This is a genomic window from Falsiroseomonas sp. HW251 (genome assembly GCF_050563545.1).
In the GTDB taxonomy this organism is placed as follows: domain Bacteria; phylum Pseudomonadota; class Alphaproteobacteria; order Acetobacterales; family Acetobacteraceae; genus Falsiroseomonas.
This window is the reverse complement of record NZ_JBNXUM010000038.1, coordinates 33,581-49,926: the sequence shown is the minus strand read 5'-3', so window position 1 is coordinate 49,926 and position 16,346 is coordinate 33,581. Positions and strand designations below refer to the sequence as shown.

The window sequence follows — 16,346 nt, the reverse complement described above, 5'->3', positions numbered from 1 at the left end:
ATGAGCCAGGGACCCTTCTACCTGCGCTTCCGCGCGGACAGCGCGCCGAAGCCGGAGATCGAGCAGTTTCCCGACCTCGACGCCGCGCTGGACGCGGTGGAGGCGCGCTGGGCGACGCTGCGCGACCAGGCGCCGCAGATCCTGGATGGGCGGAAGGTGCTGATCCTCAGCACGGACGAGCTTCGCGGCGAGTTCGACGCCGCAGAGCAGGACAAGCAATAGCCGCTTCGCCTTGCCAGGGTGGGGTGGGGTGGCCACACTCGGCCGGATGCCCCGCGACGTGCCTCCCCAGCCATCGCACCAGCGCGCCCAGGGACGGGCGGAGCTGGGGGTCGTGGCCGCGCCGGGCGGCGCGCGGCTGAAGCACCTGTTCCAGGCCGCGCCGTCGCGCATCCTGTTCCCCGACACCGACGCCGGCGATCCCACGCTCGGCGCTTTCGTGAACGTCGCCGGCGGGCTGGCCGGCGGCGATTCCGTTGCGCTGTCGCTGGTGCTGGAGGAGGGCGCGCGCTTCACCGCGACGACGCCGGCGGCCGAGAAGGTCTATCGCAGCCTCGGCCCCGCGACGGAGATCGCGACGCGGATCGATGTCGCGGGCGGCGCCGTCTGCGAATGGCTGCCGCAGGAGACCATCCTGTTCGACGGCGCGCATCTGCGCCGGCGCCTCGACATCCACCTGGCGGACGACGCGCGCCTGCTGGCGAGCGAGATGCTGGTGCTGGGCCGCGCCGCGCATGGCGAGCGCTTCCGGCGCGGCGCGGTGCTGGACCGCTGGCGCGTGCGCCGCGGCGGGCGGCTGTCCTGGGCGGACGCGTTGCGGCTGGACGATCCCGCGGCGGCCGAGGCCGGGCGCTTCGTGCTGGACGGGGCGAACGCGATCGCCACGCTGCTGCTCGCCTTGCCCGACGCGGCGGCGCATCGCGACCGTGCGCGGGAGCTCAGCGACGGCGGCGCCAGCCTGATCGCGCCGGGCCTGCTGCTGCTGCGCTGGATGGGCGAGGCCGGGGCGGTGCGTGCCGGGATATCCGCCGCCCTGCCTGTTCTGCGGGCAGAAGCGCTGGGCCACCCCGCGCGCCTGCCGCGGCTCTGGCGCAGCTAGGGCGGCATGTTCCATGCTTCGCGGGACCGAGGGATGACCGGATGAACCTGACACCACGCGAGAAGGACAAGCTGCTCGTCGCCATGGCCGCGATGGTCGCGCGCCGGCGGCTCGAGCGCGGCGTGAAGCTGAACCATCCCGAAGCCGTGGCCCTGATCACGGACTACGTGGTGGAGGGCGCGCGGGACGGACGGACGGTCGCGGAGCTCATGCGCGATGGTGCCACGGTGATCACGCGGGCGCAGGTGATGGAGGGGGTCGCGGAGATGATCCACGATATCCAGGTGGAGGCGACCTTTCCCGACGGAACGAAGCTCGTCACCGTGCACGAGCCGATCCGATGATCCCCGGGGAATTGTTCCCCGCGGATGGGGAGATCGAGATCAATGCCGGGCGCCCGGCGATCGCGCTCGACGTGTCCAACACCGGCGACCGTCCCGTGCAGGTCGGCAGCCACTACCATTTCTTCGAGACCAACCCCGCGCTGTCCTTCGATCGCGCCAAGGCCCGAGGGATGCGGTTGGATATCGCGGCCGGCACGGCGGTGCGCTTCGAGCCCGGGCAGTCCCGCACCGTGCGGCTGATCCCCTTCGCGGGATCGCGTATCGTCCACGGCTTCCGTGGCGATGTGGAGGGCAAGCTCTGATGCCGACCAGGCTTTCCCGACGCGCCTATGCCGGCATGTACGGCCCGACCACGGGCGACCGCCTGCGCCTGGCCGACACCGACCTCATCATCGAGGTCGAGCGCGACCTCACCACCTATGGCGAGGAGGTGAAGTTCGGCGGCGGCAAGGTGATCCGCGACGGCATGGGCCAGTCGCAGGTCACGCGCGCGAATGGCGCGATGGACACCGTCATCACCAATGCACTGATCCTGGACTGGACCGGCATCTACAAGGCCGATGTGGGCCTGCGCGACGGCCGCATCGCCGCGATCGGCAAGGCCGGCAACCCCGACACCCAGCCCGGCGTGACCATCGTCATCGGCCCGGGCACCGAGATCATCGCCGGCGAGGGCCGCATCCTGACCGCAGGCGGGATTGACCCGCATATCCACTTCATCTGCCCGCAGCAGATCGAGGAGGCGCTGGCGTCCGGCATCACCACCATGTTCGGCGGCGGCACCGGCCCCGCGCACGGCACGCTGGCGACCACCGTCACGCCGGGGCCCTGGCACATGCAGCGCATGCTGCAGGCCGCCGAGGCCTTCCCGATGAATCTCGGGTTCCTCGGCAAGGGGAATGTCGCGCTTGCCGCTGGGCTGGAGGAGCAGGTCCGCGCGGGCGCGGCCGGCTTCAAGCTGCATGAGGATTGGGGCACGACGCCGAAGGCGATCGACTCATGCCTTCGCGTCGCGGATGCCTTCGACGTGCAGGTCGCGATCCACACGGACACGCTGAACGAGAGCGGCTTCGTGGACAGCACCATCAAGGCGGTTGGCGGCCGCGCCATCCAGGCCTTCCACACGGAAGGCGCCGGCGGCGGCCATGCGCCCGACATCCTGCGCGTGGTGGGCGAGCCGAACTTCCTGCCGTCCTCCACCAACCCGACGATGCCCTACACCCGCAACACGGTAGACGAGCATCTCGACATGCTGATGGTCTGCCATCACCTCGACCCGCGCATCCCCGAGGACGTGGCCTTCGCGGAATCTCGCATCCGGCGCGAGACCATCGCGGCCGAAGACATCCTGCACGACATCGGCGCGATCAGCATGATGTCGTCGGACAGCCAGGCGATGGGCCGCGTCGGCGAGGTCATCACGCGGACCTGGCAGACCGCGCACAAGATGAAAACGCAGCGCGGCCGCCTGCCCGAGGAGACCGGCGAGAACGACAATGCCCGCATCAAGCGCTACGTCGCGAAATACACGATCAACCCCGCCATCGCGCAGGGCATCGCGGACCATGTCGGCAGCGTGGAGGTCGGCAAGCTCGCGGACCTCGTGCTGTGGTCGCCGGCCTTCTTCGGCGCCAAGCCCGACTACATCCTGAAATGCGGGACGATCGCGATGGTGCCGATGGGCGATCCCAACGCGTCGATCCCGACGCCGCAGCCGATCCACTACCGGCCGATGTTCGGCGCGTTCGGGCGGGCGGGGCTGCTGTCGTCGGTGACCTTTGTGAGCCGCGCTGGGCTGGAGGCCGGGGTCGCTCAGGAATACGGTTTGACGCGTCCGCTGCTCGCGGTGTCCGGCACGCGCCACCTCGGCAAGAAGGACATGAAGCTCAACACCGCGCTGCCGAGGATAGAGGTGGACCCCGAGACCTACGAGGTCCGCGCCGACGGCGAGCTGCTGGTCTGCGAACCCGCGAGCGTCCTGCCGCTCGCGCAGCGGTACTTCCTGTTCTGAGGTTCCCGATGGAAGAGAGCATCCCGCGCGCGACGGCGGTGGCCGCCGCCGGCACCTGGCCGGAGAGCGAAGCGCGCGACACCGTCGCGATGGATTTCGATGACCGCTGGCGCCGCCGCAAGCTCTACACCGCGCAGGGCGGGCTGGCCTTCCTGCTCGACCTACCGGAGGCGCAGGTGCTGAAGGAAGGCGACGGGCTGCAGCTTGCCACCGGCGGCTTCGTCCGGGTGAAGGCGGCGCCGGAGCCGCTGGTGGAGGTCCGCGGCAAGGACCCACAGCACCTGCTGCGGCTTGCCTGGCACCTCGGCAACCGACACCTGCCGGCGGAGATCGCCGATGGCCGCATCCTGATCCGCTACGATCACGTCATCATCCGTATGCTGGAAGGCCTCGGCGCCGTGCTGGCGACGGTCGAAGCGCCGTTCAATCCCGAAGGCGGCGCCTATGGCGAGCACAACCGCGCGCCGGACCACCCGCACGAACATCACCATTATCATCACGGCCACGATCACCACGACCACGCGCATTGTGACGACGACCACCACCATCACTGACGGCGCGGCGCTGGCGCGGCTGCTGGCCTGGCTCTCGCCGGCCTACCCCGTCGGCGCCTTCAGCTACAGCCACGCGCTGGAGATGGCGGTGGAGGAAGGCGCAGTCACGAAGCGTGACGCGCTGGTGGACTATGTGCGTGCGGCCCTGCTGCATGGCGCGGGCGCGGTGGATGCGGCGCTGCTGGCGCTGGCCTGGCGCGCGGCCGATGCGGGCGACGACGCCGCGCTCGACGCGGTGACGGACCTCGCCGCGGCCTGGCGTGGCACGGCGGAGCTGGCGCTCGAGGCGACGCAGCCCGGCGCGGCCTTCGCGCAGGTCACCAACGCCGCTTGGCCAGAGGCTCGCTTCGCCGCCTATGCCGCGCGCCATCCCGGGCGGCTGACGCATGCGGTAGCAGTAGGCGCGGCCGCCGCCTTCCACAGCCTGCCGCTGCGCGCGGCGTGCCTGGGCTGGCTGACGGCATTCGCCGCCAACATCGTCTCCGCCGGCGTGCGCCTGGTGCCGCTCGGCCAGACCGACGGACAGATCGCGACCGCGGCGCTGGTGCCGGCGGTCGAGGCCGCAACGGACGCGGCGCTTGCCGTCACCGATGCGGACGAGATCGGCGCGGCCGCAATCGCCATCGATCTTTTCTCCATGCGTCACGAGACGCAATACACGAGGCTCTTCCGATCATGAGCAACGGACCTTTCAGGGTGGGCGTCGGCGGCCCCGTCGGCAGCGGCAAGACCGCGTTGGTCGATCGCCTCTGCAAGGCCATGCGCGACGGCAACGAGATCGCGGCGATCACCAACGACATCTACACCAAGGAGGACGCGGAATTCCTCACCCGCTCCGGCGCGCTCGACCCCGACCGCATCATGGGCGTCGAGACCGGGGGATGCCCGCACACCGCGATCCGCGAGGACGCCTCGATCAACCTCGCCGCCGTGGCGGAGATGACGGCGCGTCATCCGCAGCTCGAGATCCTCTTCATCGAATCCGGCGGGGACAACCTGGCGGCCACCTTCAGCCCGGAGCTTGCTGACCTCACGATCTACGTCATCGATGTCAGCGCCGGCGACAAGATCCCGCGCAAGGGCGGGCCGGGCATCACGCGCAGCGACCTCCTTGTGATCAACAAGACCGACCTCGCCCCGCTGGTTGGCGCCGACCTGTCCGTCATGGATCGTGACGCCCGAAAGATGCGGGGCCAGCGGCCCTTCATGTTCACCAACCTCAAGGAGAACAAGGGCGTCAGCGAGATCGCCGGCTTCATCCTGAAGGCGGGTGGCCTCGTGTCGCGCAGGGCGGCCTGATACGCCGGAGTGCTTGCCGCGCGGCCCTGCGCCGCGCGATGCTTCGACCCGGGAAGAGGAGGGAACCGCCATGTCCGCCGAGAAGCGCCTGGCCGAACTGGGCATTACGTTGCCGACCGCGCCGACGCCGATGGCGAACTACGTTCCCTGGCGCATCGGCGGCGGCCTGCTGTTCCTCTCCGGCGTCGGACCGCGGCGTGCGGACGGAGGCTCCATCACGGGCGTCGTGGGCGATGACCTCACGGTGCAGCAGGGCTACGACGCGGCGCGGCTCTGCGGCCTGAACCTGTTGGCCAACATGCAGTCCGCGCTCGGCTCGCTCGATCGCGTGGACACCATCCTCAAGGTGCTCGGCATGGTGCGCGGGACGCCCGAATTCGGGCACCACCCTGAGGTCATCAACGGCTGCACCGACCTCTTCGTCGAGGTCTTCGGCGATCCCGGGCGGCCCGCGCGATCGGCGGTCGGCATGGGCAGCCTGCCACGCGGCATCGCGGTGGAGATCGAGGCCGTCGTCCTCCTGCGGGGGTGACGCGCACGACCCATTGTTGACGCGCTCCACCATCGCGCCATAGCCTCGGCGATGACGAGTATCGGGCCGGGTGCGGCCGCTCGCGCCAGTGCCCCCTCGTTCCGCGGGAGAAGGTGGGCGTCGCCATGAAGCGTTCGGGGTTGCTCGGGCTGGGATTGAGCCTCGGCCTGGGATTGCTGGCGGGCGGCGATCCCGCCGCGGCGCAGGGCAACAGCCGCGTGCTCCGGGTGGTGCCGAGCGCGGATCTGGCCGAACTCGATCCGACGCGCGGGCCGAACCTGGTCGCGCGCATCTACCAGCAGATGGTGTTCGACACACTGTTTGCCTTCGACAGCAATCTCCAGCCCCGGCGCATGATGGTGGAGGACCACGGCGTCTCGGCGGACGGGCTCACCTATCGCTTCACGCTGCGGCCCGACCTGCGCTTCCACGACGGCAGCAGCGTGACGACGCGCGACGTCGTCGCCACGATCGAGCGCTGGATGAACGGCACCTCCATCGGGGGGCAGTTGAAGTCCCGCCTGGCGTCGCTGGACATCGTGGACGAGCGCACCTTCACGCTGACGCTGAAGCAGCGCTTCGGTCTTGTGGAGTTCATGCTGGCCGGCCCCGGCGCGCCGATCGCCGGCATCATGCGGGAAGCCGATGCGCGCCGGCCGGAAGGCGCACCGCTGACGCGCCCGATCGGCTCCGGCCCCTTCCGCTACCTCGCGGACGAACGGCGCGAGGGCAACCGCGTCGTGTTCGAGCGCAACCCCGACTACATCCCGCGCAGCGAGCCCCCCGATGGCGTCGCGGGCGCGCGCGTGGTCAAGGTGGACCGCGTGGAGTGGATCATCATGCCGGATGCCACGACCGCGGCGAATGCGCTGGCGACCGGCGAGGTGGACTTCCTGGAAGCGGTCGGCCCCGACCTCACGGGCTTCCTCCGCCGGCGCAACATGACGGTGCGCCGGATCGCCGCACTGCCCTCCGTCGCCTTCGTGCGTACCAACTTCCAGATCCCGCCGTTCAACGATGTCCGCGCGCGCCAGGCGCTGGCGCTGCTGATCGACCAGAAGGAGATGATGCCGGCGGTCGCCGGCGCCGACGGGCGCTGGGGCGAGTGCCATTCCTTCAGCGTCTGCGGCTCGGTGCTCGCCACCGATGCCGGGTCGGAGCCCTTCCGCGCGACCGATGTCGCGCGCGCGCGACAATTGCTGCAGGAAGCGGGCTATCGCGGCGAGCCGCTGATCCTGCTCGGCACCACCACGCTGGCGCCGATCAACAGCATGACCCAGGTTCTGGCGCGCCGCCTGCAGGACGCCGGCGTGAACGTGGACGTCCAGATGACGGACTTCCCGACCATGCTGCAGCGGATGCACGCGCAGGACCGGCCGATCGGGCAGGGCGGCTACCACCTCTTCACCTACTATGCCATCGGCACCAGCTGGTTTCATCCGCTGATGAACCTGTCGCTCGACGTGTCATGCGGCACGCGCAACTGGGCCGGCTATCCCTGCGACGAGCAAGGGGAGCGGTTGCGCCAGGCCTTCTTCGAGGCACCGGACGACGTCTCGCGCCGTCAGCGCTTCGAGGCCTTCCAGCGCCGCATGTGGGAATACCTGCCCTATGTGCCCGCGGGCACCTTCGACGTGTTCAGCGCGCACAGGCCGAACATCCAGGGCGTGCTGGACGCCTATTTCATCGCCTATTGGAACATCGAGAAGAGGTGAGTGCGATGGCCAACCTCCAGATCTCCGTCGAGGAGATGAAGAAGCGCGTCGCGCTGTTCCGCGACCTCAAGCCATCCAGCCGGCCGCTGGTGGATGCGGTGCTGCCGCAATACCACCGCGAGATCTACCAGGTGATCGGCGGTGGCGTGATCGAGGACCCCGCCATGAAGGCGCCGATCCCGGCCGACGGCTTCCACCTGTCCATCGTCAAGGCCGGTCCGGGCAAGGGCACCGGCCTGCACAACCACAAGACCGTCGAGGTCTTCATGGTGCTGACGGGCAAGTGGTCCGTCATCTGGGGCGACGAGGGCGAGAACGAGCTGCAGATCGGGCAATACGACACGATCTCCATCCCGCCCGGCGTGCTGCGCGGCTTCCGCAATGACAGCGAGGAGGAGGCGCTTCTGCTGGCCCTGGTCGGCGGGCAGGATCCGGGCAAGGTCGCGTGGATCGGTTCGGTGCTGGACGCCGTGAAGGAGAAGGGCTTCGGGCTGGACGAGAAGGGCCAGATCGTGGAGCTCGCCGCGCGTTGAAGCACGAATTCTGGCGGCTGCCCGCCACTGATGTCGCGGCGATGGTCGCGGCGCGCCAGGTCTCGCCAGTGGACGTGATGGACGCCGTGCTGGCGCGGGCCGAAGCGATGCAGCCCGTGCTGAACCTCTTCGTCCAGCCGCTCTTCGACCAGGCGCGGGACGCGGCGAAGGTCGCCGAGGCGCAGGTGATGAAGGGCGAATCGCTCGGTCCCCTGCACGGTGTGCCCTTCACCCTGAAGGACAATGTCGCGATGCGCGGCCTGCCCACGCTCAACGGCACCGTCGCGGTCACGCCGCCGCCGGCCGAGGAGGATTGGGCGGTGCTCGCGCGGCTTCGCGCCGCGGGCGGCATTCCGATCGGCAAGACGACGCTGCCGGAATTCGCGCACAAGGTGCTGACCGACAGCATCCAGTGCGGCGTGACGCGCAACCCATGGAACCTGGAGCGCACGCCGGGCGGCTCGTCCGGCGGCGCGAGCGCGGCGCTGGCGGCGGGCGTCGCGCCGCTCGGCATCGGGACGGATGGCGGGGGATCGATCCGTTGCCCGGCCTCCTGCGCGGGCCTCGTCGGACTGAAGGCGACGCTCGGGCGCATCCCGAACGAGACCTTCCCCGATCCCTTCGGCAACTACGCCTTCGTCGGGCCGATGGCGCGGACCGTCGCCGACGCCGCGCTGATGTTCTCCGTGATGGAGGGAGCGGAATCGCGCGATCCCTGGTCGCTCGGCCTGCCGCCGCACCCGCCGGCGGCGCCGGTGAAGGGCCTGCGCATCGGCTGGATCGAGCACTTCGGAAAATACCGCACGCATCCCGAGGTGCTGGCGGCGATCACGACCGCCCGCAAGGCGCTGGAGGAGGCAGGCGCGATCATCGAGCCGCTGGCCGACCCGTGCTTCGACGACGTCTTCGACACCTACATCGTCGTCGCGACCACGGCGCATGCCGCGCGGCTTGGCCCGCTGGAGGAGCGCGCGGGTGAGAAGATGACTGATTCCATGCGCGATAGTATCGGCATCGGCCGGCGCTTCTCCGCCGCTGACCTGGTGCGCGCGATGGACCGCCGCGGCGCGCTGCATCGCGCGGTGCAGCGACTGTTCGGACGCTTCGACCTGATCGCGACCCCGACCATGCTGGCACCCCCAGCGCCGCTGGATGCGGGCGGATCGGTGGCGAGTGCCTTCTACGCGGAATGGGCGGCGCCGCTCTATCCTTTCAACCTGACGGGCCACCCCGCGGCGTCGGTGCCCTGCGGCTTCGGGTCGGAGGGCACGCCGATCGGGCTGCAGCTCGTCGGACCCTGGCATGGCGAGCGTCGCATCCTGACGGTGGCCCAGGCGCTGGAGGACGCGCTGGACTGGCCCTCGAGGTGGCCGGCCATCTAGCCGGTCGCGAGCCCGCCATCCACGATGAGTTCGGCGCCGGTCAGATAGGCTGCGGCCGGGCTGCAGAGAAAGACCGCAGCACCGGCCACGTCGTCCGGCACGCCGATGCGACCGGCGGGAATGCGCGCCTCGGCCGCCGCGCGATAGGCGGGGTCGGCAAGCGCCTGGGCATTGCCCTCGGTCTCGATCGCGCCGGGGGAGAGGATGTTCACCGCGATGCCGCGCGGCGCGAGTTGCTTGGCCAGATCCCGCCCCATGTTGCACAGTGCGGCCTTCGTCGCGGCATAGGCCAGTTGGTGGGGATTCGGCTTCATCGCCTGCACGCTGCCGAGCAGCAGCACGCGCCCGCCCTGGTCCAGCAGCGGTATCGCAGCCCGCACCAGGCCAAGCGTCGCGCGGACGTTCACGGCCCATAGCAGGTCCATGCCTTCGGGCGTGATCTCCGTCAGGGATTCACGCCGCTCCGCCGCTGCGTTGCAGACGAGGATGCGCAGGCCGCCGAGCGCCGCGGCGGCCTCCGCGATCAGCTCTGCAGGGGCGTTCGGGCGGCGCAGATCGCCTGGCAGCATGGCGACCGCGCCGATCGCCCTTGCCGTCGCCTCCGTCTCCTCCGAGTCATGCGCGCCTTCATGAGAGATGGCGACGCGCGCGCCGCAAGCGACGAGCGCCGCGGCGATCGCGCGGCCCAGCCCGCGCCGCCCGCCGGTGACGAGCGTCGGCGCGCCGTGCAGCCCGAAATCGGGCGTCACGCCGGCAGCAGCGGGCGCACGCGGGCGATGGTGTCGTCCACCGCCTGCGCCGGCGTCTTGCGGCCGAGCACCGCGGACTGCATCTCCTCCACGAAGACCGCCTCGGCGCGGTTGGCTTCGGGGAAGGCGGGGAAGGGAACGCGGGCACGGGACAGCGCGGCCGCTTCCAGCGCCGCGACCGCATTGTCCGCCGCGAAGGCGGGATCGGCATAGGTCGAGACGCGCACGGGGCCATTGCCATTGCGCGCGGAGCCCAGCGTCACGGCCTTCGACGACATCGCCTGGATGAAGGACCAGCCGAGCCGCTTGTCGCGCGCGTTCCGGGGGATGGACATGGACCAGAACTCGACGCTCGGCGCCATGCGCGTGCCGGCGGGCGCGGTGGAGGAGACCGGGAAGTCCATGGCCTGCAGCTTGCCCGGGAAGCGCGACTGGTCGGGGCGATTGAGCTGGGCGTGGCGCGCATAGGGCAGGATCGCGAAGGCGGCGCGCCCCTGGGCGAGCCAGGTCACCTGGTCCTCGTTGGTGATGGTCGCGAAGCTGCGGGGCAGGCCGCCATTCTCGAACAGCGTGCGGATGGCCGACAGCGCGCTGACCATGGCGTCACGGTTCGGGATGACCTTGTAGTCCTCGGTGATGAAGTCGCCGCCGAAGGCGCGGGCGAAGATGACGGGATACGCGGCGAGCGAGGCTGTCATCACCAGCCCCGTCACAGGTGGTCCATCGCCGCGGCGGCCTGCGACGCGGCGGCACTGGTCGAGGAATTCCTCGAAAGTGGCGGGCGGGGCGGTGATGCCGGCCGCAGCCAGCATTTCCGTGTTGTAGAGGAGCGCGTTGGTGGCGTGTCGGACAGGGATCGCAACGGTGCGGCCGCCGATGTTCATGGCGGCGCGCAGGCCGGGCGCGATGTCGTCATAGGCCTCGATCGGCTCGGACTGCAGCAGCGGGTCCAGCGGCTCCAGCAGGTTCGCGGTCTGCGCGGTGGCGCGACTGTTGAGGAGATAGCCTACGCCGAAATCGGTCTGGGGCAGGGAGGCTTCGCGCAGCAGGCGGTCCTGCATCGGACCGATGTCGAGCGTGGTCCAGCCGATCTCGGTGTTGTTGGTGCGGCGCCAGGCCTCGGTCAGGTCGCCCGCGGCACCCTGCGTCAGCACGGCCTGGTGGACGCGGTGCGACAGGATGTCGAGTTTTCGGGACTGCGCGCGCGCGATGCGCGGCGCGGTGAGCAGCGCGGCGGAACCCAGCAGCAGGCGGCGTGAGATCATGATGTCCTCCCTCATCCCTTCGTGGCGCCGGCCGTCAGCCCGGCGACAAGGTGTTTCTGCATGAGCCAGACGAAGACCAGCACCGGCGCGAGCTGGACGGAAGCTGCGGCGAACAGCACGCCCCATTCCACGCCATCGAAATTGCCGACGATCTCCGCCAATACCAGCGGCGCGGTGCGGGCCCGCGTGCTCGTGAAGATGAAGGCAAAAAGGAACTCGTTCCAGGCATAGACGATCACGAAGACCGCGACCGCCAGCATCCCCTGCGCCGCGAGCGGCGCGATCACGCGGAACAGGGTGCGCAGCCGGCCCGCGCCGTCCACCGCGGCGGCCTCGTCCAGCTCTCGCGGGATCTGGTCGATGAAGGCGCGCATGACGAAGGTGCCGAGCGAGACGAAGAAGGTGGCGTAGAGGACCGCGAGCCAGACATGCGTGTCCTGCAGCCCGAGCGCGTTGGCAGCCGGGAACAGCGGCAGGGTGCAGACGATCGGCGGGATCAGCCGCACCGCGATCAGGAACAGCGCGGAGGCGTCGATCCAGCGCCCGCGGAAGCGCGAATAGGCGTAGCCCGAGCACAGGCTGGCCGCGACCGCGAGGACCGTCGCCAGCGCAGTGACGATCAGGCTGTTGCCGAGCGCATGGAAGAACTCCGGCCAGCGCGCCCAGAGCGCCTGGTAGTGCTGGAAGGTCGGGGTGAATGTCAGGCGCGGCGGCACCGCAAAGATTTCGCGTTCCGGCTTCAGGGACGACGACAGGATCAGCGCGATCGGCGCGAGCGACCAGACCAGGATCAGCGCCACCGCGCCGCCCTTCAGCAGGCCGACCAGTGCGCGCCCCTTACGCATCGGCTTTCTGCGCGCGCGACAGGCGCCACAGATAGGGCGCGGCCAGCAGCAGGCTGCCCACCACCATCAGCCAGCCCGTCGACGCCGCGGCGCCGAAGGCGTTGTACCGGAAGGCCTCGAGGTAGAGGTAGACGGCGACCACCTCCGTGCTGCGCGCGGGACCACCGCCGGTGAGCAGCCATACTTCGCTGAACAGGCGGAAGGCGAAGATCAGGCGGAAAAGGGCGGCGATCAGCAGCGCCGGCACCAGCAGCGGCAGCGTCACGCGCCGGAAGGCCTGCCAGGGGCTGGCACCGTCGATGCGCGCGGCCTCGTAGAGCTCGAGCGGCAGCGCGAGCCGCGCGGCGTAGAGGATCATGAAGGTGAAGGGCAGGTGCAGCCAGACACTCAGAAGCGCCACCAGGAACAGCCCCGCCGCGGGGCTGACGGCCCAGTCGAGCGGCGGCAGCCCGAGCGCCTGCAGCGCGTAGGTGACGTGCCCGACCTCGGGGTCGAAGAGGTAGCGCCACATCACGACCGCCGCGACCTCGCTGACGGCATAGGGCGCAAGCACCACGGCCAGCATCAGCCGCCGCATCGGCAGCCCGGAGGCGAAGAGCAGCGCCATGCCCAGGCCGAGCAGCAGCTCCACATGCACGACGATCACGACCAGGATCGCGGTGTTGCCGAGCGCCCGCCAGAAATAGGCGTCACCCAGGATATGAGCGTAGTTCGCCAGCCCCACGAAGCGCGGCTGCAGCCCGAAGGAAGAGACGTGCAGCGACAGCCAGACGAGGTAGAGCGCCGGCACCAGCAGCACCGCCAGCACCAGCAGCTGCGCCGGTGCGAGCAGCGCGAGCCGTGTTGCCAGGCTCTCCTTCACCTCTCAGGCCTTGAGGTGGAGCGAGACCAGCACGGTGATGCTCTCGCCGTCATGCATAGGGCCCGCGACGCGCAGCCATCCCCCGAAATGGGTGACACGTGCGACGGTCATCTCCGTCTCGTCCTTCGGCAACGCGATGGTCGTGCCGTGCGGCGCCCAGTGCATGCCGTCCGGGCTGATCTCGACGGCAAGCGGATGCGGACCGTGCGGCCACGCCGCGGGCTTCAGCAGGCGGACGAAGATCACGGCTTCCTTCGCCCAGCCCACCTCGTGAGGCTCGGTCGCGACCTCGCCGGGGCCGGTCCAGGCGACGTTGCGGGCGATGACGGCCAGGTGGCTCTGCGGCAGCATGCGCATCACTCCGCGGAGGAGAGGCAGACGGAATCGATCGCGGCCCAGGCGCGCTTGTCCACGTCCGTCTCGACGAAGAACAGCACGTTGAGCATGCACCAGAGGTTCCGCCAGGCCGGCATGCGCATCTCGGCAAACGCGCCCATGTCGTGCACGCGATCGTTGATGCGAAAGCCCGTGACGCGGAGCGTGGCGAGGTCGATGTCGATGCGGCCGTAATGCCAGTTCACCTTGGTCGCGATCTCGTTGTAGCAGAGTTTCTGGTCGCCACCCGGCAGGTCCTCCCAGCCGGAATCCGCCATGTGATCATGCGTCGCGGTCTTGTTGGACAGCGTCGCGGCGTGCTCGACCGCGCGCTTGAACTGCCACTTCTGGACGTGATCGCCGTCGCGGGCGTTGAGGAAGCGGAGGTGCGGCATCACGCGCTCGCCGTTCGGCGTGCGGTCGCCGGACTGCAGGTCGAAGAGCAGGCCGAAGGCGCGTACATCGCTCTCCGACAGGGTCAGCTCCGACGCCTCGGGCTTGAAGGTGAAGTAGAATTCCAGCCGGATAGGACAGGCGTCGCGGAAGGTCAGGCGCTTGACCGCGGAGCTTCGCGCACCGGCGACGGGCAGCGTCTGGATCTTCATGACGTACCCGCCGTCAACGCCGCCATGACTCCCGAAATCCCAGTTCGGCAGGGTTGAGAGCATCGGCGGCTGCATCTGCGCATAGCCCGGCAGGACGGAATCCAGGCTGCCTTCGTAGTTGCCCTGGTGCTGCGCCCAGCCGCAGAATCCGCGGTCGAAATCGTCGAAGGCGAGGATCCGCTTCAGCGGATCGAAGCGGGAAAGCTCTGGCGTCATGGGGAGATCCTGAACCGTTCCAGGGCATCGGACGCGAGCACGACCCCGAGGCCGGGCGCGTCCGGCACAGCGAGCGTGCCGTCGGCTCGCAAGCCGCCGACATCGCCGCTGACCGGCACCGTCAGCGCCTGGCGCAAGGGGTTGTCGAAGACCATGCATTCGAAGGTCAGGAAGTTCTCCGCTGCCGCGGCCAGGTGCACGGAGGCCGCGGAGCAGATGCCGCCGGACCAGCCGACATGGGGGGCGTAGCTCACGCCATGGATCGCGGCGTGTTCCGCGATGCGCCAGCTCTCGGTGATGCCACCGGCCCGCGCGACGTCGGGCTGGATGAGGCCGAGCGCGTGCTCGCGAACGAGATCCGCGCTGTCTGCGGCCGTGAAATCGGACTCGCCTGCCGCGAGGCGGATCGGCAGGTGTTGCGCCAGGCGGCGATAGCCCGCGTGGTCGCCGGGGTGCAAGGGTTCCTCGAAAAACCAGTAGCCCTCGTCGCACATCGCCTTGCCCAGCAGCAGCGCGTCGTCCGCGTCATAGGCCCAATTGGTGTCCACGCCGAGCAGCACCTCGTCGCCGGCCAGGCGCCGCACCTGCTTCACCCGCGCGATCGCGCGCGGCAGGGGGCGACCGATCTTCACCTTGATCTGCCGGAAGCCCTTGGCGCGGGCGGAGGCGACCTCGGCCTCCACCCGCGCGTCGTCGGCCCAGTTGATGGAACTGGCATAGGCGTCGATGGATTGCCGCCCCGCGCCGCCGAGCAGCCGCCAGATCGGCTGCGCCGCCGCCTGGCCTGCCAGGTCCCAAAGCGCGGTGTCCACGCCGGCGATGCATTCCACCAGCATGCCGCCGAGGCGCCCGGTCAGGGTGTTGCGCATCGCCGACCACAGGGCGCGGCGGTCATGCGCGCTGCGGCCGATCAGCTTCGGGGCGAGGGCGTCGTTGATGAAGGCGGCGTAGCCGAGGGCGCCGCGGCGGCCCAGCACCTCGCCGATGCCGGTCAGGCCGCTTTCAGTGCGGATCTCCACCACCGCGATCTCGAGGCTCGGCCAGTCGCCCTGGCTGGTCACCTGCACGGTCGGCAGGAAGGCGCGCAGGGGGTGGGCGATGACCTCCCGGATCGTCAGCGCATCGGCCATGCCGGTCCTCCCTCTGGCTGGACAACATATCGGATAGGTGGATCAGTTGCAAGGCGAAGGCGCAAACGGCTAGGCTGGCTGCCATGGATGGGCTCGCCATGACGGATGACGCCTTCGGCCCTCTCGCTCCGGTGAGGCTGGCCGACGGCGTGCTGGCAGCGCTGAGCCAGGCGATCCTGGACGGGCGGCTGAAGCCGGGCGAGTCACTCCCGTCCGAGGCTACGCTCGCCGCGCGCTTTGGCGTCTCCAAACAGGTGGTGCGCGAAGCGGTTCGGCAATTGGCGGCACTCGGCGCGGTGCAGATCGGCCAGGGCCGCGCGACGCGCGTGGTGGAGATGACGGATGCGCAGCCGCTGGCGCGCTTCTGGCGCTTCGCCGTCGGCAGCACGCGCGAGGGCCTGGCGGAGGCGGTGGAGCTTCGCCGCATCCTGGAGCCGCAGGTCGCCAGGCTCGCGGCGCTGCACGCGACAGCGGACGGCGTCGCCCGGCTGCGTGACGCGCTGAAGCGGATGGAAGCGGCGCTCGGCGACGTGCCGGCCTGGATCCCGGCCGACCTCGACTTCCACGAGCAGCTCGGGCGCATGAGCGGAAACCGCCTGGTGCGCCTGCAGGTCCAGGGCCTGCGCCCGGTGCTGGAGGAGGTGCTGCGCCACTTCAACTCCGCCCAGCGCAGCAAGGCGGACTGGCAGCGCACCCTGGCGCGCCATCGCCGGGTGGCGGATGCTGTCGCGGCGCGGGACGCGGATGCGGCCTTCGCGGCCATGCTGGAGCATTTCAAGGCGGCCGATGCGCGGCTGACGCAGCTGTTTCCGCGCGGGGGCTGAACCACA

General features: G+C 70.0%; 20 protein-coding genes. 13 read left to right on the top strand and 7 right to left on the bottom strand.

Annotated features, from left to right (window positions below; all coding sequences use genetic code 11):
• The 12 genes from ACLF3M_RS30775 (at position 1) to ACLF3M_RS30720 (ending at position 9,469) form a co-directional block, all read left to right on the top strand.
• Entirely contained in the window at positions 1-222 is a 222-nt protein-coding gene (locus ACLF3M_RS30775) for a hypothetical protein (RefSeq protein ID WP_430660842.1), read from the top strand.
• 46 nt (positions 223-268) lie between these two features.
• A complete protein-coding gene (locus ACLF3M_RS30770) occupies positions 269-1,099 on the top strand; it encodes an urease accessory protein UreD (protein ID WP_430660841.1) in 831 nt (276 codons plus the stop codon).
• A 41-nt stretch (positions 1,100-1,140) separates the two neighbouring features.
• Positions 1,141-1,443, top strand: coding sequence for an urease subunit gamma (locus ACLF3M_RS30765; protein WP_430660840.1), 303 nt, complete (start codon positions 1,141-1,143; stop codon positions 1,441-1,443).
• Entirely contained in the window at positions 1,440-1,745 is a 306-nt protein-coding gene (locus ACLF3M_RS30760) for an urease subunit beta (protein WP_430660839.1), read from the top strand. The genes ACLF3M_RS30765 and ACLF3M_RS30760 overlap by 4 nt, the downstream gene beginning before the upstream one ends.
• Positions 1,745-3,454, top strand: coding sequence for an urease subunit alpha (gene ureC / locus ACLF3M_RS30755; RefSeq protein ID WP_430660838.1), 1,710 nt, complete (start codon positions 1,745-1,747; stop codon positions 3,452-3,454). The genes ACLF3M_RS30760 and ureC overlap by 1 nt, the downstream gene beginning before the upstream one ends.
• 8 nt (positions 3,455-3,462) lie before the next feature.
• On the top strand, positions 3,463-4,008 hold the full coding sequence (locus ACLF3M_RS30750) for an urease accessory protein UreE (RefSeq protein WP_430660837.1): 546 nt from the start codon (positions 3,463-3,465) through the stop codon (positions 4,006-4,008).
• Positions 3,983-4,687: an urease accessory protein UreF gene (locus ACLF3M_RS30745; RefSeq protein WP_430660836.1), complete on the top strand. Its 705-nt coding sequence runs from the start codon at positions 3,983-3,985 to the stop codon at positions 4,685-4,687. The genes ACLF3M_RS30750 and ACLF3M_RS30745 overlap by 26 nt, the downstream gene beginning before the upstream one ends.
• Positions 4,684-5,307 carry an urease accessory protein UreG gene (gene ureG, locus ACLF3M_RS30740; protein WP_430660835.1) on the top strand — a complete coding sequence of 208 codons (624 nt, stop codon included), beginning with the start codon at positions 4,684-4,686 and terminating at the stop codon, positions 5,305-5,307. The genes ACLF3M_RS30745 and ureG overlap by 4 nt, the downstream gene beginning before the upstream one ends.
• Positions 5,308-5,377: 70 nt before the next feature.
• On the top strand, positions 5,378-5,839 hold the full coding sequence (locus tag ACLF3M_RS30735; RefSeq protein WP_430660834.1) for a RidA family protein: 462 nt from the start codon (positions 5,378-5,380) through the stop codon (positions 5,837-5,839).
• 125 nt (positions 5,840-5,964) lie between these two features.
• Entirely contained in the window at positions 5,965-7,554 is a 1,590-nt protein-coding gene (locus ACLF3M_RS30730) for an ABC transporter substrate-binding protein (RefSeq protein WP_430660833.1), read from the top strand.
• Positions 7,555-7,559: 5 nt separating this feature from the next.
• Complete coding sequence (locus ACLF3M_RS30725; RefSeq protein WP_430660832.1) at positions 7,560-8,087, top strand: cupin domain-containing protein; 528 nt, start codon at positions 7,560-7,562, stop codon at positions 8,085-8,087.
• Positions 8,084-9,469, top strand: a complete 1,386-nt coding sequence (locus ACLF3M_RS30720; RefSeq protein ID WP_430660831.1) for an amidase — start codon at positions 8,084-8,086, stop codon at positions 9,467-9,469. Before ACLF3M_RS30725 ends, ACLF3M_RS30720 begins: the two co-directional genes overlap by 4 nt.
• Here ACLF3M_RS30720 and ACLF3M_RS30715 read toward each other — a convergent pair.
• The 7 genes from ACLF3M_RS30715 to ACLF3M_RS30685 are packed head-to-tail and all read right to left on the bottom strand — an operon-like array spanning position 9,466 to position 15,516.
• Positions 9,466-10,218: an SDR family NAD(P)-dependent oxidoreductase gene (locus tag ACLF3M_RS30715; protein WP_430660830.1), complete on the bottom strand. Its 753-nt coding sequence runs from the start codon at positions 10,216-10,218 to the stop codon at positions 9,466-9,468. The genes ACLF3M_RS30720 and ACLF3M_RS30715 overlap by 4 nt on opposite strands.
• Positions 10,215-11,483: an ABC transporter substrate-binding protein gene (locus ACLF3M_RS30710; RefSeq protein WP_430660829.1), complete on the bottom strand. Its 1,269-nt coding sequence runs from the start codon at positions 11,481-11,483 to the stop codon at positions 10,215-10,217. Before ACLF3M_RS30710 ends, ACLF3M_RS30715 begins: the two co-directional genes overlap by 4 nt.
• A gap of 11 nt (positions 11,484-11,494) precedes the next feature.
• Complete coding sequence (locus ACLF3M_RS30705) at positions 11,495-12,328, bottom strand: carbohydrate ABC transporter permease (protein WP_430660828.1); 834 nt, start codon at positions 12,326-12,328, stop codon at positions 11,495-11,497.
• On the bottom strand, positions 12,321-13,190 hold the full coding sequence (locus tag ACLF3M_RS30700; RefSeq protein ID WP_430660827.1) for a carbohydrate ABC transporter permease: 870 nt from the start codon (positions 13,188-13,190) through the stop codon (positions 12,321-12,323). The genes ACLF3M_RS30705 and ACLF3M_RS30700 overlap by 8 nt, the downstream gene beginning before the upstream one ends.
• Before the next feature lie 3 nt (positions 13,191-13,193).
• Positions 13,194-13,541: a hypothetical protein gene (locus tag ACLF3M_RS30695; RefSeq protein WP_430660826.1), complete on the bottom strand. Its 348-nt coding sequence runs from the start codon at positions 13,539-13,541 to the stop codon at positions 13,194-13,196.
• Positions 13,542-13,546: 5 nt separating this feature from the next.
• Positions 13,547-14,386, bottom strand: coding sequence for a DUF6772 family protein (locus tag ACLF3M_RS30690; RefSeq protein ID WP_430660825.1), 840 nt, complete (start codon positions 14,384-14,386; stop codon positions 13,547-13,549).
• Positions 14,383-15,516 (bottom strand): mandelate racemase/muconate lactonizing enzyme family protein, encoded by a 1,134-nt coding sequence (locus ACLF3M_RS30685; RefSeq protein ID WP_430660824.1) that lies wholly within the window; start codon positions 15,514-15,516, stop codon positions 14,383-14,385. Before ACLF3M_RS30685 ends, ACLF3M_RS30690 begins: the two co-directional genes overlap by 4 nt.
• An 83-nt stretch (positions 15,517-15,599) precedes the next feature.
• On the opposite strand from ACLF3M_RS30685, the gene ACLF3M_RS30680 reads away from it, so the two are divergent.
• Complete coding sequence (locus tag ACLF3M_RS30680) at positions 15,600-16,340, top strand: FadR/GntR family transcriptional regulator (protein ID WP_430660823.1); 741 nt, start codon at positions 15,600-15,602, stop codon at positions 16,338-16,340.
• Positions 16,341-16,346 lie beyond the last annotated feature (6 nt).